Origin of the sequence: Herbihabitans rhizosphaerae (assembly GCF_004216555.1) — a bacterium.
Taxonomy (GTDB): Bacteria; Actinomycetota; Actinomycetes; order Mycobacteriales; family Pseudonocardiaceae; genus Herbihabitans; species Herbihabitans rhizosphaerae.
Genome location: NZ_SGWQ01000013.1, coordinates 125,979 through 150,197 on the forward strand (window position 1 = coordinate 125,979; position 24,219 = coordinate 150,197).

The 24,219-nt window shown below is 69.3% G+C and carries 29 protein-coding genes and 1 rRNA gene; 14 read left to right on the forward strand and 16 right to left on the reverse strand.

Annotated features, from left to right (window positions below):
* Positions 1–306 precede the first annotated feature (306 nt).
* The 6 genes from EV193_RS28845 to EV193_RS28870 all read left to right on the forward strand — a co-directional run bounded on the left by EV193_RS28845 (position 307) and on the right by EV193_RS28870 (position 5,666).
* Positions 307–723 (forward strand): TA system VapC family ribonuclease toxin, encoded by a 417-nt coding sequence (locus tag EV193_RS28845; RefSeq protein WP_130348078.1) that lies wholly within the window; start codon positions 307–309, stop codon positions 721–723.
* 46 nt (positions 724–769) lie between these two features.
* Entirely contained in the window at positions 770–1,366 is a 597-nt protein-coding gene (locus EV193_RS28850; protein WP_242613750.1) for an ATP-dependent Clp protease proteolytic subunit, read from the forward strand.
* 961 nt (positions 1,367–2,327) lie between these two features.
* Positions 2,328–2,810 (forward strand): MarR family winged helix-turn-helix transcriptional regulator, encoded by a 483-nt coding sequence (locus tag EV193_RS28855; protein ID WP_130348079.1) that lies wholly within the window; start codon positions 2,328–2,330, stop codon positions 2,808–2,810.
* 673 nt (positions 2,811–3,483) lie between these two features.
* The gene (locus EV193_RS28860; RefSeq protein WP_130348080.1) at positions 3,484–4,449 is read left to right on the forward strand and encodes an NmrA family NAD(P)-binding protein; all 966 of its coding nucleotides are present in this window, start codon (positions 3,484–3,486) and stop codon (positions 4,447–4,449) included.
* A 16-nt stretch (positions 4,450–4,465) separates the two neighbouring features.
* A complete protein-coding gene (locus EV193_RS28865; RefSeq protein WP_130348081.1) occupies positions 4,466–5,440 on the forward strand; it encodes a DUF5996 family protein in 975 nt (324 codons plus the stop codon).
* 10 nt (positions 5,441–5,450) lie between these two features.
* Positions 5,451–5,666 carry a hypothetical protein gene (locus EV193_RS28870; RefSeq protein ID WP_130348082.1) on the forward strand — a complete coding sequence of 72 codons (216 nt, stop codon included), beginning with the start codon at positions 5,451–5,453 and terminating at the stop codon, positions 5,664–5,666.
* A 10-nt stretch (positions 5,667–5,676) separates the two neighbouring features.
* Here EV193_RS28870 and EV193_RS28875 read toward each other — a convergent pair whose 3' ends face one another.
* The 6 genes from EV193_RS28875 to EV193_RS28900 are packed head-to-tail and all read right to left on the reverse strand — an operon-like array spanning position 5,677 to position 10,581.
* Positions 5,677–6,387 (reverse strand): hypothetical protein, encoded by a 711-nt coding sequence (locus tag EV193_RS28875; protein WP_130348083.1) that lies wholly within the window; start codon positions 6,385–6,387, stop codon positions 5,677–5,679.
* Complete coding sequence (locus tag EV193_RS28880) at positions 6,384–6,800, reverse strand: HIT family protein (protein ID WP_130348084.1); 417 nt, start codon at positions 6,798–6,800, stop codon at positions 6,384–6,386. The genes EV193_RS28875 and EV193_RS28880 overlap by 4 nt, the downstream gene beginning before the upstream one ends.
* A gap of 22 nt (positions 6,801–6,822) precedes the next feature.
* Positions 6,823–7,563 carry a TauD/TfdA family dioxygenase gene (locus tag EV193_RS28885; RefSeq protein ID WP_130348085.1) on the reverse strand — a complete coding sequence of 247 codons (741 nt, stop codon included), beginning with the start codon at positions 7,561–7,563 and terminating at the stop codon, positions 6,823–6,825.
* A 36-nt stretch (positions 7,564–7,599) separates the two neighbouring features.
* Positions 7,600–9,132, reverse strand: a complete 1,533-nt coding sequence (locus EV193_RS28890) for a tripartite tricarboxylate transporter permease (protein ID WP_130348086.1) — start codon at positions 9,130–9,132, stop codon at positions 7,600–7,602.
* Between the two features lies 1 nt (position 9,133).
* Entirely contained in the window at positions 9,134–9,631 is a 498-nt protein-coding gene (locus tag EV193_RS28895; RefSeq protein ID WP_130348087.1) for a tripartite tricarboxylate transporter TctB family protein, read from the reverse strand.
* Positions 9,628–10,581, reverse strand: a complete 954-nt coding sequence (locus EV193_RS28900; protein WP_130348129.1) for a Bug family tripartite tricarboxylate transporter substrate binding protein — start codon at positions 10,579–10,581, stop codon at positions 9,628–9,630. The genes EV193_RS28895 and EV193_RS28900 overlap by 4 nt, the downstream gene beginning before the upstream one ends.
* 153 nt (positions 10,582–10,734) lie before the next feature.
* Here EV193_RS28900 and EV193_RS28905 point away from each other — a divergent pair, with 153 nt between their 5' ends.
* Genes EV193_RS28905 through EV193_RS28920 form a run of 4 tightly spaced genes read left to right on the forward strand, consistent with a single transcriptional unit; the run spans position 10,735 to position 13,956 of the window.
* A complete protein-coding gene (locus EV193_RS28905; RefSeq protein WP_130348088.1) occupies positions 10,735–12,327 on the forward strand; it encodes a sensor histidine kinase in 1,593 nt (530 codons plus the stop codon).
* A complete protein-coding gene (locus EV193_RS28910; protein ID WP_130348089.1) occupies positions 12,324–12,995 on the forward strand; it encodes a response regulator in 672 nt (223 codons plus the stop codon). The genes EV193_RS28905 and EV193_RS28910 overlap by 4 nt, the downstream gene beginning before the upstream one ends.
* Before the next feature lie 13 nt (positions 12,996–13,008).
* Positions 13,009–13,587, forward strand: a complete 579-nt coding sequence (locus EV193_RS28915; protein WP_130348090.1) for a TetR/AcrR family transcriptional regulator — start codon at positions 13,009–13,011, stop codon at positions 13,585–13,587.
* 39 nt (positions 13,588–13,626) lie between these two features.
* Complete coding sequence (locus EV193_RS28920) at positions 13,627–13,956, forward strand: EthD family reductase (protein WP_130348091.1); 330 nt, start codon at positions 13,627–13,629, stop codon at positions 13,954–13,956.
* Here EV193_RS28920 and EV193_RS28925 read toward each other — a convergent pair.
* A complete protein-coding gene (locus EV193_RS28925) occupies positions 13,941–14,219 on the reverse strand; it encodes a hypothetical protein (protein WP_130348092.1) in 279 nt (92 codons plus the stop codon). The genes EV193_RS28920 and EV193_RS28925 overlap by 16 nt on opposite strands.
* A gap of 292 nt (positions 14,220–14,511) precedes the next feature.
* On the opposite strand from EV193_RS28925, the gene EV193_RS28930 reads away from it, so the two are divergent.
* Genes EV193_RS28930 through EV193_RS28940 form a run of 3 tightly spaced genes read left to right on the forward strand, consistent with a single transcriptional unit; the run spans position 14,512 to position 16,189 of the window.
* Positions 14,512–15,384 carry a M23 family metallopeptidase gene (locus EV193_RS28930; protein WP_130348093.1) on the forward strand — a complete coding sequence of 291 codons (873 nt, stop codon included), beginning with the start codon at positions 14,512–14,514 and terminating at the stop codon, positions 15,382–15,384.
* An 18-nt stretch (positions 15,385–15,402) separates the two neighbouring features.
* The gene (locus EV193_RS28935) at positions 15,403–15,738 is read left to right on the forward strand and encodes a YnfA family protein (protein ID WP_130348094.1); all 336 of its coding nucleotides are present in this window, start codon (positions 15,403–15,405) and stop codon (positions 15,736–15,738) included.
* Between the two features lie 31 nt (positions 15,739–15,769).
* A complete protein-coding gene (locus EV193_RS28940; RefSeq protein ID WP_207222852.1) occupies positions 15,770–16,189 on the forward strand; it encodes an acyl-CoA thioesterase in 420 nt (139 codons plus the stop codon).
* Between the two features lie 68 nt (positions 16,190–16,257).
* Here the strand turns inward: EV193_RS28940 and EV193_RS28945 are convergent, their stop codons facing one another.
* The 7 genes from EV193_RS28945 to EV193_RS28975 all read right to left on the reverse strand — a co-directional run bounded on the left by EV193_RS28945 (position 16,258) and on the right by EV193_RS28975 (position 23,165).
* Positions 16,258–16,638: a RidA family protein gene (locus EV193_RS28945; RefSeq protein ID WP_130348096.1), complete on the reverse strand. Its 381-nt coding sequence runs from the start codon at positions 16,636–16,638 to the stop codon at positions 16,258–16,260.
* A complete protein-coding gene (locus tag EV193_RS28950) occupies positions 16,638–17,054 on the reverse strand; it encodes an acyl-CoA thioesterase (RefSeq protein WP_130348097.1) in 417 nt (138 codons plus the stop codon). Before EV193_RS28950 ends, EV193_RS28945 begins: the two co-directional genes overlap by 1 nt.
* A gap of 462 nt (positions 17,055–17,516) precedes the next feature.
* Positions 17,517–20,480, reverse strand: a complete 2,964-nt coding sequence (locus EV193_RS28955; protein ID WP_130348098.1) for a bifunctional [glutamine synthetase] adenylyltransferase/[glutamine synthetase]-adenylyl-L-tyrosine phosphorylase — start codon at positions 20,478–20,480, stop codon at positions 17,517–17,519.
* Between the two features lie 21 nt (positions 20,481–20,501).
* Entirely contained in the window at positions 20,502–20,714 is a 213-nt protein-coding gene (locus tag EV193_RS28960; RefSeq protein WP_423202243.1) for a hypothetical protein, read from the reverse strand.
* Positions 20,711–21,850 (reverse strand): inorganic phosphate transporter, encoded by a 1,140-nt coding sequence (locus EV193_RS28965; RefSeq protein ID WP_130348099.1) that lies wholly within the window; start codon positions 21,848–21,850, stop codon positions 20,711–20,713. The genes EV193_RS28960 and EV193_RS28965 overlap by 4 nt, the downstream gene beginning before the upstream one ends.
* A gap of 94 nt (positions 21,851–21,944) precedes the next feature.
* Complete coding sequence (locus EV193_RS28970) at positions 21,945–22,691, reverse strand: type 1 glutamine amidotransferase (RefSeq protein WP_242613752.1); 747 nt, start codon at positions 22,689–22,691, stop codon at positions 21,945–21,947.
* A gap of 21 nt (positions 22,692–22,712) precedes the next feature.
* Positions 22,713–23,165 carry a rhodanese-like domain-containing protein gene (locus tag EV193_RS28975; protein ID WP_130348100.1) on the reverse strand — a complete coding sequence of 151 codons (453 nt, stop codon included), beginning with the start codon at positions 23,163–23,165 and terminating at the stop codon, positions 22,713–22,715.
* Positions 23,166–23,254: 89 nt separating this feature from the next.
* Here EV193_RS28975 and EV193_RS28980 point away from each other — a divergent pair, with 89 nt between their 5' ends.
* On the forward strand, positions 23,255–23,740 hold the full coding sequence (locus tag EV193_RS28980) for an Lrp/AsnC family transcriptional regulator (RefSeq protein ID WP_130348101.1): 486 nt from the start codon (positions 23,255–23,257) through the stop codon (positions 23,738–23,740).
* A gap of 83 nt (positions 23,741–23,823) precedes the next feature.
* On the opposite strand, the gene EV193_RS28990 is transcribed toward EV193_RS28980, so the two are convergent.
* On the reverse strand, positions 23,824–24,063 hold the full coding sequence (locus EV193_RS28990; protein WP_130348102.1) for a hypothetical protein: 240 nt from the start codon (positions 24,061–24,063) through the stop codon (positions 23,824–23,826).
* Positions 24,064–24,131: 68 nt separating this feature from the next.
* Positions 24,132–24,219 (reverse strand): 5S ribosomal RNA (gene rrf, locus EV193_RS28995); the annotation flags it as partial.

A 24,219-nucleotide genomic window follows, 5' to 3' on the forward strand; every position in this document is an offset into this window, starting at 1 on the left:
AGATGAGGTACGCCCCGCCGAGCACCACGGTCACCACGCCCACCGGCAGCGAGGCCGCGAACGCGTGCCGCGCATTCCACCGGCGCGCGCCGGATCGTCGAGTGCGCCACCTCGCTCGGGTTCTCCACGATCTTCCTTGCGGCGGCGATGCGCGACAACGGCGGCGGCGAGGTGACCGTCACGGAGCTGGTGCGGCCTGGGTGAGGGCAAGCAGGTTCAGACCGAATGAAGCCCGAGGACGGGCCTCCCTGTGGTGAACCTCGGCAAGGTCATCACCACCGAGGACGTCCGTTCGCTGGATGACGAATGACGATCTTGCTCGACGCGAATGTGCTGATCACCCTTGTCGTCGCGGATCACGTACATCACGACGCCGCGGAAACCTGGTTCAGCGCATCCGACGACAGCTTCGCCACCTGCCCGAGCACCGAGGGAAGCCTGCTGCGTCTGTTGATCCGCGAGGGGCAGCCCGCGGACAACGCTCGCGCCGTCCTCGACGCCGTCAAAGGCAGTGAGCGACACGAGTTCTGGCAAGACTCGATCTCATACAGCGACGTGGTACTGCGCGGAGTCATCAGCCACCGACAGGTCACCGATGCCTATCTCGCTCAACTCACCCGCGAACGAGGCGGCCGACTCGTGACATTCGACCAGGGCCTCGCGAAGGTGCACACGGACGTCACGGATCTTGTTCCGACGATTCCGATTCAACCACCTGGCTAGCTGGACACGTGAACGACGCGCCGCCGCACCGACCATTCCGCCGTGCGTGAACATCGGCTCCGACGCGCGCTTTTCGCGTTATGTTCGAAGCGTGGAGCCGAACCCTTTCGAGAAGCTGTACGAGGAACGAATCATCTTCCTCGGCACCCAGATCGACGACGCGTCGGCCGGTGACGTCATCGCCCAGCTCATCCATCTGGAAGGCGCGAACTCGGACCGGGACATCGAGATCTACCTCAATTCGCCGGGCGGCTCCCTCACCGCGATGCTGGCCATCTACGACACGATGCGGTTCGTCCGGCCGCGAATCCGCACCGTCTGCGTCGGGCAGGTCGGGTCGGCCGCGGCACTCATCCTCGCGGCCGGATCACCGGGAATGCGGGCCTGCCTGCCCAACGCGCGAGTGCTCATTCGCCAGCCCGCGGCCGAAGGTCTTCACGGCCAGGCATCCGATCTGCACAGCTACGCCACCGAGTTGCAGCGAATGCGGCAAGTCATGGAAACCATGCTCGCACACCATACGGGTAAGTCAGCGGAAGAGATACACTCCGACATCGAGCGCCAGAAAGTGCTCACCGCCGAGGAAGCCCGAGAATACAGAATAGTCGACGAGGTGCTGCCTTATCGCAAAGCGCCAGCATAGAATGCGCCGCCGAAACTGTTCGCGCGAACGGTGAGGTCTCGAACAGTATCTTCACGAACCGAACGCGTCCTGACCTGCGGGGTTACTACTACGACGGCCACCGTACTCCGGCGTCGCGCAGGCAGGTGCGGATCCAGTTGGGAGCACCCAACAAGCCAGTATGCGACCCTAAACCTGCTGGTCAGCGGGTTGCCGGTGATGCCAGCACATGCCAAATTCGGCGCGACGGATACCGCCAGCCCGCCCGCCGAAATCGCAAAGGTGGCTCTGGGTGACGGTGCCGGGACGGGTACGCCCACCCTCGCGGGCGTGGCGGGCGAGCGCGGACGCGCTGTGCCGACGGCTGGACGGTGTTCTGGAGTGACCGTGCGCCCAGATGGCTGGCCGTGGCTACCGGTCCGCCGCAGGACGACTCCGGCAGCGGCGGACCGCCTGCCGGCGCCGACAAAGGGTTCCGGTACCTGGCGATGCACACCTTCGCCGTCGCTGTCGCCGTGCCGCGTGGACGGCGGCTTCGAGCCAGGAAACCTCACACCGCACAGGTCCTCGACTCCTCCTGCCCGCCTGGACCAGGCGGAGACCCGGGGAACAGGTCGGGGACAAGGCATACGCCGCAGCTTCATCAAGCCGAGGAGTTGCGCACGTCAGGGTAGCCAAGCGGTCATACGATCACCAATGGCCAGAGTTGGTCCACAGCCAGATTCGGCCCCACTCACCAGGAGAATGCCGGCGTGGTCAGTTCGGCAGGGGCCAGCGGGAGGAAGCCACAGTCCCATCGTCGACACCAGTCCGACCTGGCTGAACGGAGGTGCCAGCGCGATTCGTTCGGCGGCCGTTGATCGGCGTGGCGACCACAATGTCCGCACCCTGACCGAACACACTGATCGACGTGCTGTGGTGGCTCCTGGTACTTTGCCGCTCGGTTGGGTTGATCCGTCAACCTGTTCCCTAGGATTGGGACATGACTGAGGAGCCGTGGCTGGACGAGACCGAGCAGCAGGCGTGGCGGAGCTTCCTGTCGATGAAGACCCGGCTGACCAGGTACCTGGTACGGCAGTTGCAGGAGGATTCCGGTCTGTCGGGACAGGACTACGAGATCCTGGTGTGTCTTTCGGAGGCGCCGGAACGGCGGATGCGCGCGGTGGACCTGGGGGAGGAAACCCAGTGGGAGAAGAGCCGGCTGTCCCATCAGGTGTCCCGGATGGAGCAGCGGGGCCTGGTCTGCCGGGAGCGGGTGCCCGGACTGCGGTTCCCGGAGGTGGTGCTGACGGAGCAAGGCTTCGAGGCGATCGCCAAGGCCGCACCGGCACACGCCGCCGCAGTGCGCACAGTGTTCATCGACGCCCTTGGGGAAAGACGGCTCAGCCAGTTCGCCAAAGCGTGTACCGCGATCCTCGACCGGCTCGACGAGGTCGAGGAGGAGGACGAGGCGGATTCATGCTGAAACACCGGAACGGCGTCGTGCTGCCGTGGCCGGAAAACGCCCGAACTCTCAGCGACTGGTCCTCGGGAAGTGAACCTCAGGCGTAGTCCACACAAGTGTCATTGAATCGGATGATCCCGACGACGTGGGGAATCCCTCTCACGCGGTCCTTCCCGGCGCCCGCCTCGTCGACAGGAACGGTTCTTGTCATTCTTGTTCTGCTTCGGGACGGCATTGACTGCCCGGATGCTCACTGTGGACCGTATTTCGCGGTGGCTATGGGCGGGTCTTGATTCTGTGGCCTGTTTCGGGCTGTACGGACCTCACGTGCGAGCCACGCCCGAACGGGTGTCACACGAATCGGCGCAAAGAATCCGCGGACCTGTCAAGCCCACGCTGGAGTGCTGGATCCTCGTGGAACAGTGACTTCGCGGACGTCTCAGAATGGTGGCGCCGCGCCAGCCGTCGACGTACCTCCGGGCAAGCATGAATCGATGGACAGAAGGGGCTTCGCAGGCTATGGCCGTGGTCGTGCTGGCTACCGGTTTCGCGCTCGGCTACCGCACGGACGACGCCGCGTACGGACCGCGGGCACCCGAAACCACACGGACGGGTGACCCGCAGCCCTCTTGGTTGACGGATCAACTTGCCGGACCTACTTTTAAGGTGACACATCAACCTAAAGGGGTTCTTGATGAGTGAACAGAAGGTCATCGCGGTGGTGGGTGCCACCGGCGCTCAGGGCGGCGGGCTGGTGCGGGCGATCTTGGCCGACCGGAGCGGGGAGTTCGCGGTGCGGGCCCTCACGCGGGATGCCGGCTCGGCCACGGCGAAAGAGCTGGCCGCGGCCGGCGCCGAGGTGGTCGCGGCCGATCTGGACGATGAGGCGAGCCTGCGCCGGGCCTTCGAGGGTGCGCATGGCGCCTTCGTGGTGACCAACTTCTGGCAGCCGCGTACACCGGAACAGGTGGCAGCGCGCACCGCGGCGCGGATGGAGCTCGATCAGGCAGGCAACGCCGCCCGCGCGGCGAAGGCCACCGGTGTCCGGCACGTGGTCTGGTCCACCTTGGAGGACACCCGTCCGGTTCTCGGCCTCGACGGGCAGCATGTGCCTACCTTGGACGACGGGAAGTACACCGTGCCGCACTTCGACGCCAAAGCCGAGGCCGACGAGGTGTTCGGCCGGGCAGGGGTGCCGACCACTTTCCTGCGTACGGCCTTCTTCTTCGAAGGCTTCTTCGGATTCGCCGCCCCCCGCCGGGACGAGCAGGGCCGGCTGGTGCTCACGCTCCCCATGGCCCAAGCGCGACTGTCGGGCATCGCCTCCGAGGACATCGGCAAGACCGCCCTCGGCGTCTTCCGCCGCGGTGCGGAACTGGTCGGCAGGACGATCAGCATCGCCGGAGACCACCTCACCGGAGCCGAGTACGCGGCCGCGATCAGTGCGGCCATCGGCGAGCCGGTGACCTACCAGGCGCTCGGCTTCGACCAGATGCGCGCCATCTCCGTCGAGATGGCGAACATGTTCCAGTACTACGCCGAGAACGAAAAGGCGTTCGTCGGCGACCGCGACCTCGACCTCGTACGCGAGCTCAACCCCGGCCTGCAGTCTTTCGACACCTGGCTGGCTGCCCACAAAGCCGACATCCCCCTCGACTGAAGGCGACGAGCGTTCCATGGAACTGTTTCCGGCAATTCCCTTTGACCAGTGGCGGGACACCAAGACGACCGTGCACCTGTTCTGCCAGGTGGTTGGCAAAATCAGGCTGGCCGCCAGTGCGCGCCGCAACCACTGGTGGAACGTTCCCTTCCACGTCACCGGACGCGGTCTCACGACCCGCCCGATGGGGCTGGTCGACGGCAACCCGATCTTCACGGTGGACTTCGACTTCGTCGATCACCGGCTGATCGCCTCCACCGTGGACGGACGATCGGTGTCCTTCCCGCTCGCCGGCCACTCGGTGGCCTCGTTCTACCGCAGTGTTCTCGAAGCCTTGGCAGCACTCGGGGTCACCGTGAACATCGCCGACCCGTCGCCGTTCGGGCTGGCGGAGGACCACCCGCCGTTCCCCGAGGACACCAGGCACGCCGCCTACGATCCGATCTGGATGACACGGGCCTGGCAGGTGCTGTCACAGGTGAACCTGGTCCTGGAGGAGTTCGCGGCGCACTTCTCCGGCAAGGCCAGCCCGGTGCACCTGTTCTGGCACAGCCTCGACCTGGCCCACACCCGCTTCTCCGACCGTCGCATCGACCAGCCCGCCGCGGACCTGGTCACCCGCGAGGCCTACTCACGCGAAGTGATCAGTTTCGGCTTCTGGTTCGGTGACGCCACCGGCGGTGAGGCCGCGTTCTACTCCTACACCGCGCCCGAGCCCGACGGGCTGGCCGAGCAGCCGCTGCGTCCCGCCGTTGCCAGTTGGGTGCCCAGTGGCGCCGGCCGTATGGCGTTGCTGCGCTACGACGATGCGCGTGCCGCCCCCGATCCCCGTGCGACCGTGCTCGCGTTCCTCGACAGCGCCTACCACGCCGGTGCCGGCCTGGCCGGCTGGGACGTCGACGACCTGGCCTGCCCCGGAGGGGTCACCACCGACCCCAGCCTGCCCGCGGACCGGCTCACCCCGGACAAGGTGGGCGGCACCGCGGTCTGACGGCGACGATGTGACAGCCCTCGACATCTACTCCGACGGCATGTACGTCAGGACCGACTGGCACACCGACTACGGCCGCGACGGCGCGTGCACCGACGGCGACGTCTGCGATTACAACATGCGCAAGGGACGCCACGTGAAGCTCCAGATCGAACTCCGGGATGCCAAGACCGACAAGCCTGCCACCGCGACCGGGTGGTCCGATTACCTGGCAATCGGCAAGTAGTCGGCGCGGTTCAGTCTCGATCCTGCCGGGAATCGTCCGAATCGGGCCGGGAGAATTCTCCGGTGATCAGCCCGAGCACGGTTCCGAAACCGACGATCAGGAACAGCACGCCGGCCAGTACGTTCAACACCTGCGCGACCAGTACCAGGAAACCGGCTCGCTCGATCGGTTCGAGGAATGCCACCAGATTGAACGCGCGAATCCACGAGTCGGCGCGGTCCATCACCTGACCGGACGCCGTTTCCGCACCCAGAACGTGCATCGCGATCGCGGCGACGAGCGTCAACTCCACGATGTTCAGCGACAGCACGATCAGGCTGCGCGGCGCGGACTGCAGAACGCGCTGGCGCGGGTCGAGCAGAATTCCGATCTGATACGCCATCACGTCCACATACCGCCAGACCGCGAGCAGCAGCGCCAGTACACAGACGATTCGGCCGGCCACCGACGCGCCGCTCCACGCCGGCGTCGCCATGAATAACACCACCAGAACGGCGAGCCAGAGCAGCACGTACAGCGCCGCGTTGTCCACCCTGCTGTCCACCACGAGCCGTCGTCCGGCGATCGGGTGCGTGGTCAGGAATCGCCGCCAGAACGGGAACCGCTCCCGCGCGCCGAGAATCTTCGTCAACAGCCGGAATGGGCTGATCCGGCCGATGAAGGTGGTGATCTTGACGACCAGTACCAGCGGCGCGTGCGCTTCGATATCGCGATTCTTCATGTCAACTCCGCGAGCACCGATCGGGCGGCGGACGCCGAATCAGGTGCACCCGCCGGCGCGTCGACTCGCAGCAAAGCCAGCGCGAACACGGACCGGTCGTCGTCGGGATAACGCGGCACGAGGTGGAAATGCACGTGGCCTGCCTCGTTCAGCAACTGCACGTGCAGGCGCTGAGCGCCGAGCACTTTCCTGGCGATCCCGTCGATCCGCCGCAGGTGCCGGCCGAGCCACTCCGCCTCGGTGCCGCCGATCTCGGCGAGATGGCCGTAGTGGTCCACTGTGGACAGGACGAGTGCCGGCCGTCTGATCGCGGGATCGATGTTGCCGTTGAGCACCCAGCCGCCGGGAAGCGTCCCGACGGTCAGACCGTCGAGAATCCGGCACACCTCACAGCCGTCAATCCGATGTGGCACCGGAGAAGGCTAGAGGCTAGCGTCACTCCGCCGTGCGGAGCGTCAGAATTCGCACCAGGCGGTCGCCCTCGTGCGGATCACGGCCGTGCCAGCAGCGGAAGTTGTCGATCAGCAGCACGTCACCGGCCTCGAGCGGCACCCTGGGCAACGTGCCTTCCAGGTCGGCGACGGCCTCGTCGAACCTGGCGAGCATCGCGGTGATGTGCTCGGCGTCCGGATCCCGATGCAGTGGCACCGCGCCGCCACCACGCCGCACGATGCGACGGCCGGTGCGGGTGTACTCGACGTGCGCGCCGACTCGCGGTGTCGACGGCAGCCCGCGCACGTCCGGCCAGCCGCCGTACAGGTCGACGTCCACCGTGGTCAGGAAGCGCCACAGCTCCGGGTCGGCCGAGGCGAGATGGTCGACGAACCGGTACGCGTCGGCGAGGAACGAGTCGCCGCCGGCGGGGGCGGGCGCGACGCACTGCACGAGCACGTGGTCCTCGTCCGGGGCGCGGCGCCGGCGGAGCACCCCGGCGACGTCGACCACGATGTCGAAGCCGTCCGCGTGCAGGCCGACCGGGCCGCCGTCTCGGGACGGGCGCTCGCGCAGCGGGAACAACTCGCGCAGCCGCGGCCCGAGCACCGCGGCCGCGGCCAGCACGAGCCCGTCCGCCGTCGGCTCGAACCCGGTGAGCACCACCGCGCCGTCCCGACGCAACGCCTCCCGCGCGTCCGCCACGGCCGCGACCCTGGCCGGTGTGAACCCGATGTCGGACATGCAACCAGTATGCAATAGCCATCGAATGGCGGTAGATCAGCCGACCTTCTCCGGCTCCCGTTCGGCCGGCTCGTCGTCCGGTGCGGCAGGTCGCGACGGGAGCAGCTTGCGCACCAGCGGCCAGAGCAGGATCAGCGCCACGATCGCGTAGATCACGATCGACATCGGAGTGTTGAACAGCCCGCCGATCTCACCGTCGGACAGTTGCAGCGCGCGCCGCATCTGCTGCTCGGCGGCCGGCCCGAGGATCACCCCGATCACCGCGGGCAGCACCGGCAACCCGTATCGCCGCATCGCCAGGCCGATCAGCCCGATCACGTACAGCACGATCAGGTCCACGACCTGCCCGCTCACCGCGTACGCCCCGACGCTGGCGAAGAACAGGATGCCGGCGTACAGGTACGGCCGCGGGATCTTGAGCAGCTTGGCCCACACCGGCGCCAGCGGCAGGTTCAGCAACAGCAGCAGGGTCAGCCCCACGAACAGGCTCGCGATCAGGCCCCACACGAGTTCGGATTCGCGCTCGAACAGCAGCGGGCCGGGCTGGATGCCGTACTGCTGGAACGCCGCCAGCATCACGGCGGCCACCGCGGTGGTAGGCAGCCCGAGCGTCAGCATCGACACCAGGGTGCCGGCCGCCGACGCGCTCGCGGTCGCCTCCGGACCGGCCACGCCCTCGATCGCGCCGTGCCCGAATTCCTTGCGGTTCTTGGAAAGCCGCTTCTCCGTCACGTAGGACAGGAACGTCGGGATCTCCGCGCCGCCGGCCGGCATCGCGCCGAACGGGAAGCCGATCACCGGCCCGCGCAGCCACGGTTTCCACGACCGGCGCAGATCGTCCCGGCCGAGCCACGGACGGCCGACCGGAATCGGCTCGGACGGCCTGCGGCGCAGGTGCGCGGCCACCCACAGCGACTCGCCCACCGCGAACAGCCCGACCGCCACGATCACCACGTCGATCCCGTCGGCCAGCTCCAGCGACCCGAACGTGAGCCGCTGCTGTCCGGTCATCTCGTCCAGCCCGATCAGTCCGATCGCCAGCCCGATCAGCAGCGAGGCGAACCCGCGCACCCGCGAGCTGCCGAGTACCGAGGTCACCGCGATGAACGCGAGCACCATGATCGCGAAGTAGTCCGGCGCGCCGATGTCGATGGCGAGCTTGGCCACCGTCGGCGCGAGCAGCACCAGCGCGATCGTGCCGATCAGCCCGCCGACGAAGTGTCCGATCGCCGCGGCGGCCAGGGCTTGCGAGCCTCTTCCCTTGCGCGCCATGGGGTTTCCCTCGATCGCGGTCACCACCGCGGCGCTCTCCCCCGGCGTGTTCAACAGGATCGAGGTGGTCGATCCGCCGAACATGCCGCCGTAGTAGATGCCGGCGAACATGATGAACGCGCCGGTCGGTTCCAGGCCGTAGGTGACCGGCAGCAGCAGGGCCACCGCCATCGCCGGGCCGATCCCGGGGAGCACGCCGATGAACGTGCCGAGCAGCACGCCGAGTGCCGCGAGCCCGAGGTGCGCCGGGGTCAGCGCGGTGCCGAACCCGTCGATCAGTTGCGAGAACGCGTCCATCTCAGAACACCTCCATGAGCGGCCCGCCGGGCAATGGCACGCCGAGCAGCACGTCGAAGATCACGAAGGTCACGATCGACACCCCGGCCGCGATCAGCGGGTCGCGCACCAGGTTGCGGCTGCCCAGCGCGTACGCGGCGCCCCAGAACATGATCGCGCCGGACAGCGGGAACCCGACCAGGTCGATCAGCGCCGCGTTGGACAGGAACGCCGCGGACAGCAGCAGCACCGTGCGCCAGTCGCCCGGCTCGGTGAGGTCGATGTCCTCGCCGCCCTCGGCCTCGCCGCGCCCGCCGCGCAGCACGTCCCGCGCCAACAGCACCGACACCACGATCAGCAGACCGCCAACGAGTACCGGAACCGCTTGTGGCCCAACGGGTCCACGCTGCGCGAAGTCGGTCGGAATGGACAGCGCGTCGGTCAGCACCAGCACGCCGAGCGCCAGCAGCACGACGCACACGCCGAGTTCGGAGCGCTCCTTGAACCACGCGACATTCATGCGAGACCCAACTCCTTCAGCACGCCGGCCACCCGACTGTTCTCCGCCGACAGGAACTCGCCGAACCGCGCGCCGGTGACGAACGAGTCGCCCCATCCGTTGCGCCGCAACGCTTCCGCCCACTGCGGCGAGTCGTGCAGCTTGGTGAATACCGAGATCAGCCGGTCCCGTTCGCTGTCACTGATCCCGGGCGGCGCCACGACTCCGCGCCAGTTGGTGAAGTCCACGTCCACGCCGGACTCCTTGAGCGTCGGCGCGTCCAGGCCCGCCAGCCGCTGCCCGCTGGTCACCGCGAGCACCCGCAGGTCGCCGGACTGGATCTGGTCGCGGTACTCGCTGATGCCCGACACGCCGAACGCGATCTTGCCGCCGAGCACCGAGGCGAGCAGCTCGCCGCCGCCGTCGTAGGGCACGTACCGCACGTCGCGCGGCGCCAGCCCGACCGCCTTGGCCATCAGCATCGGCGCGAGGTGATCCGGCCCGCCGGGCGCGGACCCGCCGCCGACCTGCACCGCACCGGGATTGGCCTTCCACGCCTCGATCAGCGCGCGAATGTCGCGGTACGGCGAGTTCCGAGGCACCACCACGATGTCCGGCTCGGAGATCAGCCGCGCGATCGGCGTGGTGTCTTGTAGCGACGACGGCGCGTGGTTGGTGTACACCGCGCCGACCACGCCGAGGCCCATCGACATGACCAGCCGGTCGTTGCCGCGCTCGTTGACCAGCCGGCCGAGGCCGACCGTGCCGCCGGCGCCGGGCAGGTTGAACACCTCGATATTGCGGCCCAGCCCGGCCTCCTCCATCGATTTGGCCGCTGTGCGCGCCGTGGTGTCGTACCCACCGCCGGGCGCGTTCGGCACCAGCACGCGCAACCCGCGCACGCCGTCGTCGCCCGAACTGATCAGCGGCGGGATCACCAGCACGGCCGCCAGCGCGACCACCGCCGCCACGATCGCCTTGGTTCGCACTGTGATCCACCTCTCTCCCGTGTTGATGGGTCATGTTGCACGCCGGTGAACGCCGTGTCGCGCTTAGCCGCATTGCGTACGTTGTGGTCGTTGTGTTCACGCGCCGAGCAGCGCGGGCCGGTGCACACTGGGCCGATGGCGGGACGTGGGTCGCTGACCAGGCAGCTGCTCGGCTGGCAGCTGGTGATCGTGCTGGCGCTCCTCGGTGCGGTCGCGGTGTTCGGCGCGATCCAGTCCAACGCCGCGTTCCGGGCCACCGAGGGGCGGCGGATGCTGTCGGTGGCCGAGGACGTCGCGGCCACCGCCGGCGTGCGCGCCGCACTCGCGGATCCCTTGCGGTACCACCAACTTCCGCCGTTCGCGGAGAGCGCGCGCAGTCTGTCCGGCGCGACTTCGGTGATCATCGCGCTGCCGTCGTCCCGTCGGGTGCTCACCTCGCCGGATCCGTCCCAGGTCGGCTCGCCGCTGCCGCTCGGCGACAGCACCGTCCAGAGTGGACGATCGTGGGTGGGCGAGGTGGACGGCTCGCTGGTCGCACACGTCCCGGTGATCGGCGAACGCGGGACGGTGATCGGCTATGTCGCGGCCGGCCAGGACACGCCGACGTTCTTCGAGGGCGTGGTGAACTCCCCCGGCGACGCGCTGCTGCTGCTGGGTCTGGCCACCGTGCTCGGCGTGGTCGGCTCGCTGCTGGTGGCCCGGCGGGTGAAACGGCAGACCTTCGGGCTCGAACCTGCGGAGATCGCCGGGCTGGTCGAGCACCGCGAGGCGATGCTGCACGGGATCAAGGAAGGCGTGGTCGGCCTCGACCAGTCGGACCGGATCACGCTGGTCAACGACCACGCGCGGGACCTGCTCACGCTGCCGCACGACGTGGTCGGCAAACCCGTGCGGGCGCTGGAGTTCAACGAGAGGCTGGTGGACGTACTCACCGGGCGTGCCGAGGGGCGGGACCAGATCGTGCTGCGCAAGGGCAAGGTGCTGATCATGAACCGGATGCCGATCGTGCTCGCCGGCGGCGCGGTCGGCTCGGTGGTGACACTGCGGGACCGCACCGAGATCGAGGCGCTGCGCGGCGAGCTGGACGCCACCCGCACGGCGACCGACACGCTGCGCGCGCAGGCGCACGAGTTCACCAACCGGCTGCACACGATCTCCGGGCTGATCGAATTGGGCGAGTACGACGAGGTGCGCAACTACGTCGATCGGGTCAGCCACACGCGGCAGGCGTGGCACGACGAGGTGAGTACCCGGATCGCCGACTCGGCGGTGGCCGCGCTGCTGATCGCCAAGGCGAGCCTGGCCAGCGAGCAGGGCGTCGGGCTGCGGCTGACCCCGTCGGCGCGGCTCGGCGCCGTGGACGAGCAGCTGTCCTCGGACCTGGTGACGGTGATCGGCAACCTGGTGGACAACGCGCTGGAGGCGTTGCGGGGCACGCACGGCGAGCGTTGGATCGAGGTGGACGTGTCCCAAACCGACGACGGCTCTGACGACAGCGAGGTGCTCGTGGTGGTGCGCGATTCGGGTCCTGGCGTGGCGCCGGAGATCGCCGAGGAGGTGTTCCGGCACGGGTTCACCACGAAGGCGGCGCGCGAGGGCACCCGAGGTCTCGGGCTGGCGCTGACCCGGCAGATCTGCTTGCGCCGCAACGGGTCCGTGCAGGTGCACAACGACGATGGCGGAAACGGCGCGGTGTTCACCGCCCGGCTTCCCAGGGTGCTGCCATGATCAGGGTGCTCGTCGTGGACGACGACTTCATGGTGGCCAAGGTGCACGCCGGCTACGTCACGCGCACCGAGGGCTTCGAGGTGGCCGGTGTCGCGCACACCGGCGCGGACGCGTTGCGCATGACCCGCGAGCTGCGGCCGGACCTCGTGCTGCTGGACATCTACCTGCCCGACATGCACGGCATCGAGGTGCTGCGCACGCTGCGCGACACCGGATCACCGGACGTCGACGTGATCGTGATCAGCGCGGCGAACGACGTGGAGACCGTGCGGGCGGCGATGCGCGGCGGCGTGCTGCACTACCTGATCAAGCCGTTCTCCTACGCGGCACTGCTCGACCAGTTGCGGCACTTCGCGGCGTTGCGCACTCGGCTGGCGAATCTGGGCACGGCCGCGCAGTCCGATGTGGACAAGGTGTTCGGCTCGCGGCCGGGCGCGGAACCGGCGCTGCCCAAGGGGTTGACCGCCGAGACGGCGCGTCTGGTGGCGCGGGTGCTGCGCGCGGCGGAGGAGGACATGTCGGCGGCAGAGTGCGCGGCGGCCGCGTCGCTGTCGCGGGTCAGCGCCCGGCGGTACCTGGAGCACTTCGTGGCGACCGGACAGGCCGAGGTGCGGCTGCGCTACGGCGGCACGGGCCGTCCGGAACGCCGTTACCGTGCGTCGTCATGAATGATCACTGGCGATGCGCACCGTGAACCCCGAGCAGCACGCGGCCCGACGGGCGGCGATCCTGCGTGCGGCGGCCGACGAGTTCGCCGAGGCCGGCGTGGACGGCACCTCGACCTCGGCGATCTGCAAGCGCGCCGGAATCGGGTCGGGCACGCTGTTCCACTACTTCCCCACCAAGCGCGACATCGTGCACGCGCTGTTCGCCGCCGGGTTCGAGCGCAACGCGGGCGTGTGCGAGCGGGCGCTGGCCGAGAAGTCGGCGGAGGACGGGTTCCGGCTGCTGGTCGACAATCTGGTCGCCGACCTCGGCAACCCGCACGCACCCGGCCTCACCGTGGCCGCGCTGCTGCAGGCGATCCGGGACGACGAGTTCGCCGAGAAGCTGGACGCCGACCAGAAGCTGACCCGGGACACGCTGGCCGCGCTGCTGCGGCGCCGGTCCGGCACGCCGCCGGTGTTCTCGCCGGAGCGCACGGCCGCGTGGATCCTGCGGGTGGTCAACGCGACCTACATGTCCGCCGGTGAGCCCGGGTTCGTGGCGGACGAGGAGATCGCCGAACTGCGGCGGCTGATCGACTCGCTGGCCGGCTGAGCTTGCGCTGGAGCGCACTCCAGCTCGTACCGTCCTGGCATGCACAAACTTGTCGTTCTCTATCCGCCGCCGGCCGATCCGGCGCACTTTCGCCGGTACTACGAGACCGAGCACCTGCCGCTGGTGCGCGAGATGCCGAACCTGCTGTCGTACCGGTACAGCTTCGACATCGGTGCGGCGCAAGGAGAATCGCCGTACTTCGCGATCTTCGAAGCGGATTTCGAGGACGCCGACGCGATGGACCACGCGCTCACCTCGCCGCAGGGGCAGGCCGCGCTCGCCGACGTGCCGAACTACGCCTCCGGCGGGAGCGTGGCGATCGACTACCCGGTCGCGTCCACAGTGGACGGTCCTCAGCGCGGGACGTGACCCGAGTCGTAGACCTCCTCGAGGAACCGGCGCACCACCGGCCAGGGCAGCTCGCCGTCACCCCCGACGGCGACGGTCACCCGTTCCGGTGGCGCCGGCGTGAACGGCCCGTCGTCCACGGTGTCGGGCACGACGACGTGCATCCACGGGTAGGTCTCCGGCGCACCGTCCAGCGGCATCAACTCGTGCCGCCACGCCTCGTCCGGCACGGAGTAGTACGACTCGTACTCGTACTTGTCCCCGTCGTGCTCCCACACGTCCATGCGCGCATCCTGACACGACTCACCGAACTCGGCGCGCTTGACGATCGCGAGTCCCGCGCTGCGCACCCCCGAGTCCCGCGCTCGCGCACTCCACCGGCCGCACGAGCGCGGGACTCACCGTGTCTGAGCGCGGGACTCGCGCGTTCACCAGTGCGCTAAGAACTCGGTAATGGCCGCTTGACAACGCGGATCGGGCGCTCGTAGCTTCCTTTCTCGGACGACGTCTATCTGGTGATATTTCACAACTTCAGGTGCGGCGACCGGTGCGCCCGCACGGTGAGAGGACGTCGTCATGCGCGTCAAGCCCCTGCTCTCGGCCGCCGTCTGCGTACTGTTATCCGGCGCGACACTGCTGTTCTCACCCGCCGTGGCCAGCGCGGCCCCCGCGTTCCAGCTTCCCTTCCCGTGCGGCCAGACGTGGAACGGCGACAGCGACAACTCCAGCGCGCACCGCAGCCACGAGATCGACTTCAACCGCGGCTCCACGCCGGACGCCGATCTCGGCGACACCGTGGTCGCCGCCGCGGAGGGCACCGTCCGCACGGCGGCACACCAGGGCAGCGCCAACGGCTACGGCAACCTGGTCAAGATCGAGCACGCCGGCAACTACTTCACCTACTACGCGCACCTGAACACGATGGCGGTCACCGCGGGCCAGGTCGTCTCGCGCGGCCAGGCGATCGGCACGCTCGGCAACACCAGCAAGCCGGGCAACAACATCTCGCCGCACCTGCACTACGAGGTCCGCCTCGGCTCGTCCGGCTACCCGGGCAACATCCAGCGCGCGACGTTCGACGGCCGCACGTTCGGCTACCCGAACGCCAACGTCAAGTCGAACAACTGCGCCAGCCCGTACGACCCGGCCGAGCTGTGCGGCTCCGGCTACAAGGTGATCGACACCGCGCGGCTCGGCTCGGCCGGCACGGTGAACCTCATGTGGAACGGCGGCGCGAAGAACAACTGCGTCGTCACGCTGAAGTTCGCCTCCGTCGGCACGCCGACCGCGACCGCCGCGTACCTGGAACCGGAAGGCGTGACCCGCAAGACCAATTCGGGCCAGTTCACCCACTACGCCGGGCCGGTCGCGATGAACTCGCCGAGCTGTGTGAAGTGGGGCGGCTCGGCCGGCGGCGTGTCGTACAACAGCCCGCTGGAACATTGCTAAGGCGTTACCGTTCGCGGCATGACCGTGCTGCGTTCGATGGTGCTGTTCGTCCTGGCAGCGCTCGCCGAGATCGGCGGCGCATGGCTTGTGTGGCAAGGGGTTCGTGAGCATCGCGGCCTGCTGTGGATCGGCGGCGGGGTGATCGCGCTCGGGCTGTACGGGTTCGTGGCGACCCTGCAGCCGGACGCCCACTTCGGGCGGATCCTGGCCGCGTACGGCGGCGTGTTCGTGGCCGGCTCGCTGGCGTGGGGCATGGTGTTCGACGGTTTCCGGCCCGACCGGTGGGACGTCATCGGCGCGCTAGTCTGCCTCGCCGGCGTCGCGGTGATCATGTACGCGCCGCGCGCAGCGTGATTTGTCGGTGGCACCGGCTAGCGTCGGCGACGTGTTCACGATCCGGCTGACCGTTCGCGCCTACGAACTCGACGCGCAGGGCATCGTCAACGGTGCGGTGTACCTGCAGTACGGCGAGCACGCCCGCTGGGAGTGCCTGCGCGCGGCGGGAATCACCGCGGACTCGTTGCGGGCCAAGGGAGTCACGCCGATCCGGATCGAGGAGACGGTCCGCTACCACGAGCAGCTCAGGGCCGGCGACGAGATCACCGTGAGCTGCGCCTTCACCTGGGGTGACGGCAAGGCCTTCCGCGTGCACCAGGACGTCCGCCGGCCGGACGGCACCCTGGTCGCGGAGGTGGCCAATGTCGGCGGGGTACTGGACGTCGAGGCGGGGCGCCTGGTCCGCGACCCGGCGGAGCGTTTCCGTGCCGTGGCAACGGATCCGGCCCTGCTCGGATTAGCCGGCTGACAGTGCGGCGCGGGCGTGCTCGATGAACGCGCGAGCCGCCGGGCTGATCGGTCCGCGCGCCCGCCAGGTCAGCTCTCCTCGATCGCGTACGCCTCGATCTCGACCTTCACGCCGTCACCCAACAGCCCGCTGACCTCGACCAACGTGGCGGCCGGGCGGACGTCACCGAAGACCTCGTTGTGCGCCCGCGCGACGAGCAGCGCGTCGTCCAGGTCGGTCACGTAGGTCACCGTGCGCACGACCGCCTCGGCCGAGGAGCCCACGTCGCGCAGCGCCTGCTCGATGATCGCGAGCGCGGCGCGGGCCTGCTCGTAGGCGTCACACCCGACCGTGTGCGGCGGCTGCGGGGTCGTCCCGGCGACATGGATCTGACCACCGACGCGGACCGCGCGGCAGTAGCCGTACACGTCCTCGAACGGGCCGCCGGAGGAGACGTTCCGCCGAGCCATCAGGCGCTCAACCCGGACAGGTCCAGCCCGGCCTTCTCCAGCACGGCGCGCGGATCCTCGAGCAGCTTGCGCGCGCTCAGGTCCATCAATCCGATGACACTGCTGATCTCGGCGGACAGCGTTCCGTCGACCTTGAGGATCCGCTGATCGACGACGAACGTCTTGCCGTCGCCGAACTTCAGCTCGCAGGTCACGTCGACCTTCTCACCGCCGCGCAGCTCACGGCGGAAGTTGATCTGCGAGGCGAGCATGACCGGCCCGACGCCGGTGGCGACCAGGTCGTCCCAGCTCACCCCGGCCGCGATGAACGCCTCGACCCTGGCCACCTCGGCGTAGGAGTGGTACACGGCCTGGTTGAGATGGCCGAGCGCGTCCAGCTCGTAGCTGCGCACGGCGATCCTGGTGCTGAACGGCATGGTCCAACCGTACGAGCACCCACCGACGGCTGCCCTACCCTGTCGCCCATGTCACGAGGCGCGGACGGCTACGACCTGCTGTCGTCACGCCGCGTGCCGCCCGAGGAACTGCGCGCGTTCCTGCTGGACTGCTTCGAGATCAGCGACGGCGAGCTGTATGTGGGCCGCGCCCACGCCTCCCGTGAAGAGCTTCGCGACCTACCCGAGGGCTTCGTGTTCGCCGCGTTCTGCACCCACGACGAGGTGTCCGGTCATTTCGCGATGACCGTCGACGTCGGGATCGAGGGCCGGCTCGCCGAGCGGGTCGGCCGGCTGGAGTTCGCCCGGCGCTTCGCCGCGCACTTCGACGCGTACGTGCTGTACGGCCACGACGAGCCGTTCGACCTGTGGACCGTGGTGCTGCCGGACGGCACCCGCCTGCTCGCCGAGATGGACGACGACGGCGAGGAGTTCACGCTGAGATCAGTCGTCGTAGAAGACGTGCTCGATGATCGAACGCGCGCGGCGGGTGGTGCGCCGGTAGAAGTCCAGGAACTCTCCTGGGTCGTCGTAACCGAGCACCGACGCGACGGCGACCAGCTCGCGCCCTGAGGTCGGCACCTGATCGGTCTGCTTGCCACGCACCAGGGTCGCGGCGTTCCGCACCCGGGTGGCGAGCAGCCACGCCGTGGTCAGAGCGTCCACATCGGACGGATCGAGCACGCCGGCGCGCCCGGCGGCGGCCAGTCCGTCCACAGTGGACGTGGTGCGCAGCTCGGGCAACTCGTTGGCATGGCGCAGTTGCAGCAGTTGCAGCGTCCATTCGACATCGGCCAGCCCGCCCCGGCCGAGCTTGGTGTGCGTGGTCGGATCGGCCCCGCGCGGCAGCCGCTCGGTGTCCACCCGCGCCTTGATCCGCCGCACCTCGCGCACCCGCGCGGTGTCCAGGCCGCCGTCGGGATAGCGCACCGGTTCGATCATCTCGACGAACCGTGCGCCGAGTTCCTCGTTGCCCGCAACGGGTTTCGCGCGCAGCAGCGCCTGTGCCTCCCACACCTCGCCCCACTGCGCGTAGTAGGACCGGTACGACTCCAGCGTGCGCGCCAGCGGACCCTGCCGTCCCTCCGGCCGCAGGTCCACGTCCACCTGCAGCGGCGGGTCCTGGCTCGGCGCGCCGAGCAGCCTCCGCACGCTCTGCACCACCCGCCCCGAGTACCGCAGAGCGTCCGAAGTGGACACTCCGGGAGCCGGCTCGCACACGAACATCACGTCCGCGTCCGACGAGTAGGCCAGCTCCGCGCCGCCCAGCCGGCCCATCGCGATCACCGCGATCTCCGCGGCGCGCCCACCGGCACTCGCCGACTCGGCCCGTTCCACCGCGCCGAGTGCCGCCCGCAGCACCGCCGTCCACACGTTGGACAGCGCCGCGCACACGTCCCGAACTTCCAGTAGTCCCAACAGATCCGCGCACGCCACCCGCAGCAGCTCGTGCCGGCGCAGCGAGCGCGCGGCGGCGACCGCGTTGCCCAGGTAGCCGTGCCGGTTGACCGCGCTGATCAGGGAGGCGGCCACCTCCTCGGGATCACGGGAGGCCAACGCCCGGTCGTCACCGAGCAGCCGCAGCACCTCGGGCGCGCGCACGATCAGGTCGGGCACCAGCTTCGACGTGCCGAGCAGCGTCGCGAGCCGCTCGACCACCGCGCCCTCGTCGCGCAACACGCGGAGGTACCACGGCGTGGCGGCCAGCGCCTCGGACACCCGCCGGTAGGCGAGCAGCCCGCCATCCGGGTCGGGTGTCTCCGCGATCAGCCCGAGCAGCACGGGCAGCAGCGTGGTCTGGATCGCGGCGCGGCGCGACACCCCGGTGGTGAGCGCCTGAATGTGCTGCAGTGCCCCGTCCGGCGCGGCGTACCCCAGCGCGGCGAGCCTGGCCTTGGCCTCCTTGGTGGTCAGGCGCAGCTCCTGGGTCGGCACGCGCGCCACCGATTCCAGCAGCGGACGGTAGAACAGCTTCTCGTGCAGCCGGCGGATCCGGTTGGCGTGCCGGCGGAACTCGGCGAGTAGCACCTGCGCATCGGACTTGCCGCGCACGGCCTTCATGCCGATCGCGCGGGCGAGGGTGCGCAGTTCCTGAGTGTCCTGTTCGGACGGGAACAGGTGCGTCCTGCGCAGCCGGCGCAACTGCAGCCGGTGCTCGACGGTGCGCAGGAAACGGTAGGACTCGGCCAACTCGGCGGCGTCCACCCGCGCGACATAGCCGCCGGCGCCGAGCGCGTCCAGAGCGTCCACAGTGGACGCCAGCCGCAGCTCCGGGTCGCCCCTGCCGTGCACGAGCTGCAGCAGTTGCACGGCGAACTCGACATCGCGCAACCCGCCGCGGCCCAGCTTCAGCTCGCGTTCGGTCAGCTCGGCTGGGACGTGGTCCTCGACGCGGCGGCGCATGTCGCGCACGTCGGTGACGAAGTTGTCCCGGTTGGCGGCGGCCCACACCAGCGGCCGCACCACGTCCATGTACCGCTCGCCCAGCTCCTGATCGCCGGCCACCGGACGCGCCTTGAGCAGCGCCTGGAACTCCCAGGTGTGCGCCCACCTGCTGTAGTACGCGGCGTGCCCGTCGATCGTGCGCACCAGCGCGCCGGCCTTGCCCTCGGGGCGAAGCGCGGCGTCGACCTCGAAGCACGCCTCGCCGGCGACCGTGGTCATCGTGCTGGCCGCGCGGGTGGCGGCACCGAGATCACCGTCCCCGACGAAGATCACGTCCACATCGGACACGTAGTTCAGCTCGCGGCCGCCGCACTTGCCCATCGCGATCACGGCGAGGTCCACCGGCGCGTCGACCTGGGCGCGGGCCACGGCCAGCGACGCCCGCAGCGCGGCCTCGGCCAGCGCGGTGAGCCTGCCGGTGGTGTCGTCGTAGGTGGACTTCGGCAGCGACGGCTCGACGACCGTGCCGAGGTCGGCGGCGGCCACCTCGAGCAGCAGACCGCGGTAGCCGGTGCGCAGCGCGGTGATCGCGGCCCGACCGGTGATCGCCGCGACCCCGTCCGTCGCGTCCACAGTGGACAGAAGCTCGGCGGTGAAGTCGTCCGGGTGGACAAGCTCAGACTTGGCCAGCCGGCGCCATTCTCCTTGTGTGGCAACGAGAAAGTCGGCCAGTGCGGTGGACGATCCGAGTACGGCGAGCAGCCGCCCGCGCAGTGCCGGATCGTCGGCCAGCGCGCGGGAGACCTCCGGCCAGCCGTCCGGGTCGGCCGCGCGCATCCGGTCGAGGCCGCGCAGCGTGAGATCGGGATCGGGCGCGCGGGACAGTGACACCATGATCGGCTCAGTGCCGGCGATGACCCCGCGATCGTCCCACCAGCCGGCCGCGCGCAACTCCTGCTCGGCACCGCCGTAGGTCAGGCCGTACCGAGCTACCGACGTGGCACCGCGCGCGGGATCACTCATCGCCCCCAACGGTAACGGCAGTCAGCTGACGATCACGTAGATGCCCAACCCGATCACCGCGGCGCAGCCGGCGAACGCGACCGCGGCCAGGGCGACACCGGGAACCGGTGACCTGCCGTCCCGGGCGGCGATCCCGCGCAGCCCGAGCCCGAACAGCAACACCAGCCCGACCACCACGGCGAGCGAGACGACCAGCACGGACACCAACGCACCCCAGTTGACGTGCATCGTCACGCCACCTTCCTGGCCGGGGTGGGCTCGGCCGGCGTGTACAACTCGTCCACCACATGCGCCGGCCCGACCGGCGTGCGGCGCGACGCCAGGTAGATGCCCACCGCCACCGCGATGCCGACCACCGCGACACCGATCACGCCGCCGGTGCCCAACGACGCCGCCTTCCCGGCGATCGCCCCGACCACCGCGGCGGCGGGCACGGTGAGCACCCACGCCACGGCCATTCGCCGCGCGACCGACCAGCGCACGTCCCGCTCGCGTCCGCCGAGGCCGGCACCGATGATCCCGCCGGAGCACACGTGCGTGGTGGACAGCGCGAAACCGAGGTGCGACGAGGTGAGGATGACCGTGGCCGCGCTGGTCTGCGCGGCGAACCCCTGCGGCGCCTCGAGCTTGGTCAGCCCCTTGCCGAGGGTGTGGGTGATCCGCCAACCGCCGAGGTAGGTACCGAGCGCGATGGCGGTACCGGCACTCACGATCACCCATACGGGTGGACCTGAACCGGGTGACAGGTGACCGGCGGAGATCAGCGTCAGGGTGATCACGCCCATGGTCTTCTGCGCGTCGTTCGTGCCGTGCGCGAGCGAGACGAGCGACGCCGAGGCGATCTGCCCGAACCGGAAGCCTTTGGTCACCAGGCGATCCGGGACACCTCGGGTGATCCGGTAGGTGATCCAGGTGGCGATGAATCCGACCAGCCCGGCGATCAGCGGCGCGGCGAGCGCGGGCAACAGGATCTTCTCCACGATCTTGGTCAGGTGCACGGAGTCCGCGCCGAAGGAGATCCAGGCGGCACCGATCAGCCCGCCGAACAGCGCGTGCGACGAGCTCGACGGCAGGCCGACGTACCAGGTCAGGAGGTTCCACAGGATCGCGCCGGCCAGGCCGCCGAAGATCACCGCCGGGGAGATCTGGCTCTCGTCGACGATCCCGCCGGAGATCGTCTTCGCGACCTCGACGGACAGGAACGCGCCCAGCAGGTTCAGCACGGCCGACAGGGCGACCGCGGCGCGGGGGCGCAGTGCACCGGTGGCGATCGAGGTGGCCATCGCGTTGGCCGTGTCGTGGAAGCCGTTGGTGAAGTCGAAGGCCAACGCCGTCATCACGACGATGGTGATCAGGACAGCGGCATCCACGCGGACCTCCCCGACGGCATTGACGGTTCGTTAATACCTTTCGAGGCACGCTACCGGTCACCCTGCGGGGTGGTTCTACAACCAAACGGATGGTTCAGACCAGTGGCAGACCGTGACGACCGCCAACGGGCTCCAGCCGGCCGGCCGCGAGATCGACGAACCGCGCGGTGAACGGGCGCCAGCTCTGCTCGATGCCCTCGTGCGCCTCGTCGAGCTGATCCAACGCGTCCGGGGCGAGGGCGGCGGCGACCCGGTCGTTGTCCCGCGCCCACTCGCGCACCAAGTCCGGCGTGGTCTCGATGTGGAATTGCACGCCGTAGCCGTAACCGCCGATACGGAACGCCTGATTCGGGTACCTCGGCGACGCGGCGAGCAGTTCGGCACCCGGCGGCAGCGGGTCGATCACGTCGCCGTGGAACTGGAGTACGTCGGGCATCAGCGGCAGGTCGGCGAACAGCGGGTCCACCCACGCCGCGTCCCGCTTGGCCACCAACGACGGCCCCGCCTCCGGTCCGTGCTCGCCGGCGGCCACCCGCCCACCGGTGGCGACGGCCAGCAACTGGGCGCCGAGGCACACGCCGAGCACCGCCGTCCGGCTCCGCGTCGCGTCCGCGAGCAGCCGCCGGACATCGGCGAGCCAGGGGTGGTCAAGGTCGTCGGTAGCCGCCATCCGACCGCCGAGGCACACCACGCCGGCGTAATCTGCCGCGGTCGCCGGAACCGGGTCGGCGAACGGGCGCAGTACGTCCAGCTCCGCGCCCGCGTCGGTCAGCCACTCACCGAGCCGCGCCGGCGGGTCCGCGTCGGACGGCTGCAGCACGAGGATCGTCGGGTGCTCCACCCGATCGAGGCTACGTGCGGCTCAGCACGCGCAGGCGACCGCCCCGGTGTCCACTGTGGACTCTTCTGCGGACTCTTCGCCCTCGACCGGATACCCGGCGGCACGCCACGACTCGATGCCGCCGGTGAGCCGCTTGACCGTGAACCCGAGCCGGGCGAGCCGCAGTGCGCCCTTGGCCGCCGCGTTGCAGCGGGAGCTTTCGCAGTAGCAGACGTACACCAGATCGCGGTCCAACGCGGCGGTGCGCTCCTCGGTCAGCTCGCGGTACGGCAGGTTGATCGCGCCGGGTATCCGCGCGGCCGCGAACGCGTCCGGCCCTCGGGTCTCGACCAGCACGTACCCGGTGTTCAGGCTCGCGGCCAGGTCGCGGGCGACGTCGTCGGGATCCACTTCCAGGGCGAGTTCGGCCGCGAAGAACTCGGCCGCGACGTGCGGCGGCGCGGGTGGGTGAGCGAGCGCGTTGGCTGTGTCCATGTCAGAAAGCCTGCCTGGCGACGGGCGCGATCGACATGCCAAACTCCAGGCGTGTACTGCTGATCGCCTTTGATTTCCAGGAGACTGACGTGGATCTGGACGAGATCGACTGGCGGATTCTGGATCTGCTCCAGGCCGACGGGCGCCTGTCGTTCAGCGAGGTCGGCCGCAGGGTGGCGTTGTCCGCGCCGGCTGTGACCGAACGGGTGCGCCGTCTCGAACAGCGCGGCGTGATCACCGGCTTCCGCGCGACCGTCGATCCGCGGGCGGTCGGGCTGCCGGTCGAGGCCATCGTCCGGGTACGGGTGCGCAGCCTGGACACGCCGCGGTTCCGCCAACACGTGCTGGCCCTGCCGCAGGCGATGGACGCCGACCACGTCACCGGCGAGGACTGCTGGCTGCTGCGCGTGGTGTGCGCGTCGATGCTCGAGTTGGAGGCGATCGTCGAGCAGGCGCAGCGGTTCGGTGACACGACCACGTCGCTGGTGTTCTCCTCCGCGGTGCGCGGCCGGCCGGTCACCCGGGAAACCGTGGAACCGGTTCAGGGGACGAACTCCAGGTCGACGGCATCGTAGGCCGGCCGATAGCCGATCTTCTGATAGATCGCGTTCGAGGTCGGATTGCTCAGGTCGGTGAAGAGCAGGATGCGCTCGGCGGCTCATCCCGCCGGTCGGCCGGCTGACCAGCGCCTGCGCCACGGAGTGCGCAACGCGACGCCGACGAGCTGGTCGTCGTCGTGCACGGTCAGCAGAACCGGCGGACGGTCTCCCTCGGCCGGCGCGTCGCGGTAGCGCCGCAGTACCGACAAGCCGAGCGTATGCCGAACCGGGTCGGCCGCGAAGACCGGCATGGCCAACTCCGCGAACTCGGTCAGCTCTGTGTGCGCCTGGACGTGCATATCGACAAAAATACCGAAGCCCGTTTGCTCGACCTAATTAAAGGGAGCAAACGGGCTTCGGAAAAGAAGTCCGGCGGTGTCCTACTCTCCCACACCCTCTCGAGTGCAGTACCATCGGCGCTGGAGGGCTTAGCTTCCGGGTTCGGGATGGGACCG

What these genes read in the sequence shown, in the direction of transcription:
- EV193_RS28935 (WP_130348094.1), top strand. Translation starts at nt 15,403, where the DNA reads ATGACCGTGCTGCGTTCGATGGTGCTGTTCGTCCTGGCAGCGCTCGCC.
- EV193_RS28890 (WP_130348086.1), bottom strand. Translation starts at nt 9,132, where the DNA reads ATGGACGCGTTCTCGCAACTGATCGACGGGTTCGGCACCGCGCTGACC.
- EV193_RS28855 (WP_130348079.1), top strand. Translation starts at nt 2,328, where the DNA reads ATGACTGAGGAGCCGTGGCTGGACGAGACCGAGCAGCAGGCGTGGCGG.
- EV193_RS28950 (WP_130348097.1), bottom strand. Translation starts at nt 17,054, where the DNA reads ATGCCGTTCAGCACCAGGATCGCCGTGCGCAGCTACGAGCTGGACGCG.
- EV193_RS28905 (WP_130348088.1), top strand. Translation starts at nt 10,735, where the DNA reads ATGGCGGGACGTGGGTCGCTGACCAGGCAGCTGCTCGGCTGGCAGCTG.
- EV193_RS28845 (WP_130348078.1), top strand. Translation starts at nt 307, where the DNA reads ATGACGATCTTGCTCGACGCGAATGTGCTGATCACCCTTGTCGTCGCG.
- EV193_RS28885 (WP_130348085.1), bottom strand. Translation starts at nt 7,563, where the DNA reads ATGTCCGACATCGGGTTCACACCGGCCAGGGTCGCGGCCGTGGCGGAC.
- EV193_RS28920 (WP_130348091.1), top strand. Translation starts at nt 13,627, where the DNA reads ATGCACAAACTTGTCGTTCTCTATCCGCCGCCGGCCGATCCGGCGCAC.
- EV193_RS28955 (WP_130348098.1), bottom strand. Translation starts at nt 20,480, where the DNA reads ATGAGTGATCCCGCGCGCGGTGCCACGTCGGTAGCTCGGTACGGCCTG.
- EV193_RS28945 (WP_130348096.1), bottom strand. Translation starts at nt 16,638, where the DNA reads ATGGCTCGGCGGAACGTCTCCTCCGGCGGCCCGTTCGAGGACGTGTAC.
- EV193_RS28895 (WP_130348087.1), bottom strand. Translation starts at nt 9,631, where the DNA reads ATGAATGTCGCGTGGTTCAAGGAGCGCTCCGAACTCGGCGTGTGCGTC.
- EV193_RS28865 (WP_130348081.1), top strand. Translation starts at nt 4,466, where the DNA reads ATGGAACTGTTTCCGGCAATTCCCTTTGACCAGTGGCGGGACACCAAG.
- EV193_RS28975 (WP_130348100.1), bottom strand. Translation starts at nt 23,165, where the DNA reads ATGGACACAGCCAACGCGCTCGCTCACCCACCCGCGCCGCCGCACGTC.
- EV193_RS28875 (WP_130348083.1), bottom strand. Translation starts at nt 6,387, where the DNA reads ATGAAGAATCGCGATATCGAAGCGCACGCGCCGCTGGTACTGGTCGTC.
- EV193_RS28930 (WP_130348093.1), top strand. Translation starts at nt 14,512, where the DNA reads ATGCGCGTCAAGCCCCTGCTCTCGGCCGCCGTCTGCGTACTGTTATCC.
- EV193_RS28925 (WP_130348092.1), bottom strand. Translation starts at nt 14,219, where the DNA reads ATGGACGTGTGGGAGCACGACGGGGACAAGTACGAGTACGAGTCGTAC.
- EV193_RS28860 (WP_130348080.1), top strand. Translation starts at nt 3,484, where the DNA reads ATGAGTGAACAGAAGGTCATCGCGGTGGTGGGTGCCACCGGCGCTCAG.
- EV193_RS28990 (WP_130348102.1), bottom strand. Translation starts at nt 24,063, where the DNA reads ATGCACGTCCAGGCGCACACAGAGCTGACCGAGTTCGCGGAGTTGGCC.
- EV193_RS28910 (WP_130348089.1), top strand. Translation starts at nt 12,324, where the DNA reads ATGATCAGGGTGCTCGTCGTGGACGACGACTTCATGGTGGCCAAGGTG.
- EV193_RS28915 (WP_130348090.1), top strand. Translation starts at nt 13,009, where the DNA reads ATGCGCACCGTGAACCCCGAGCAGCACGCGGCCCGACGGGCGGCGATC.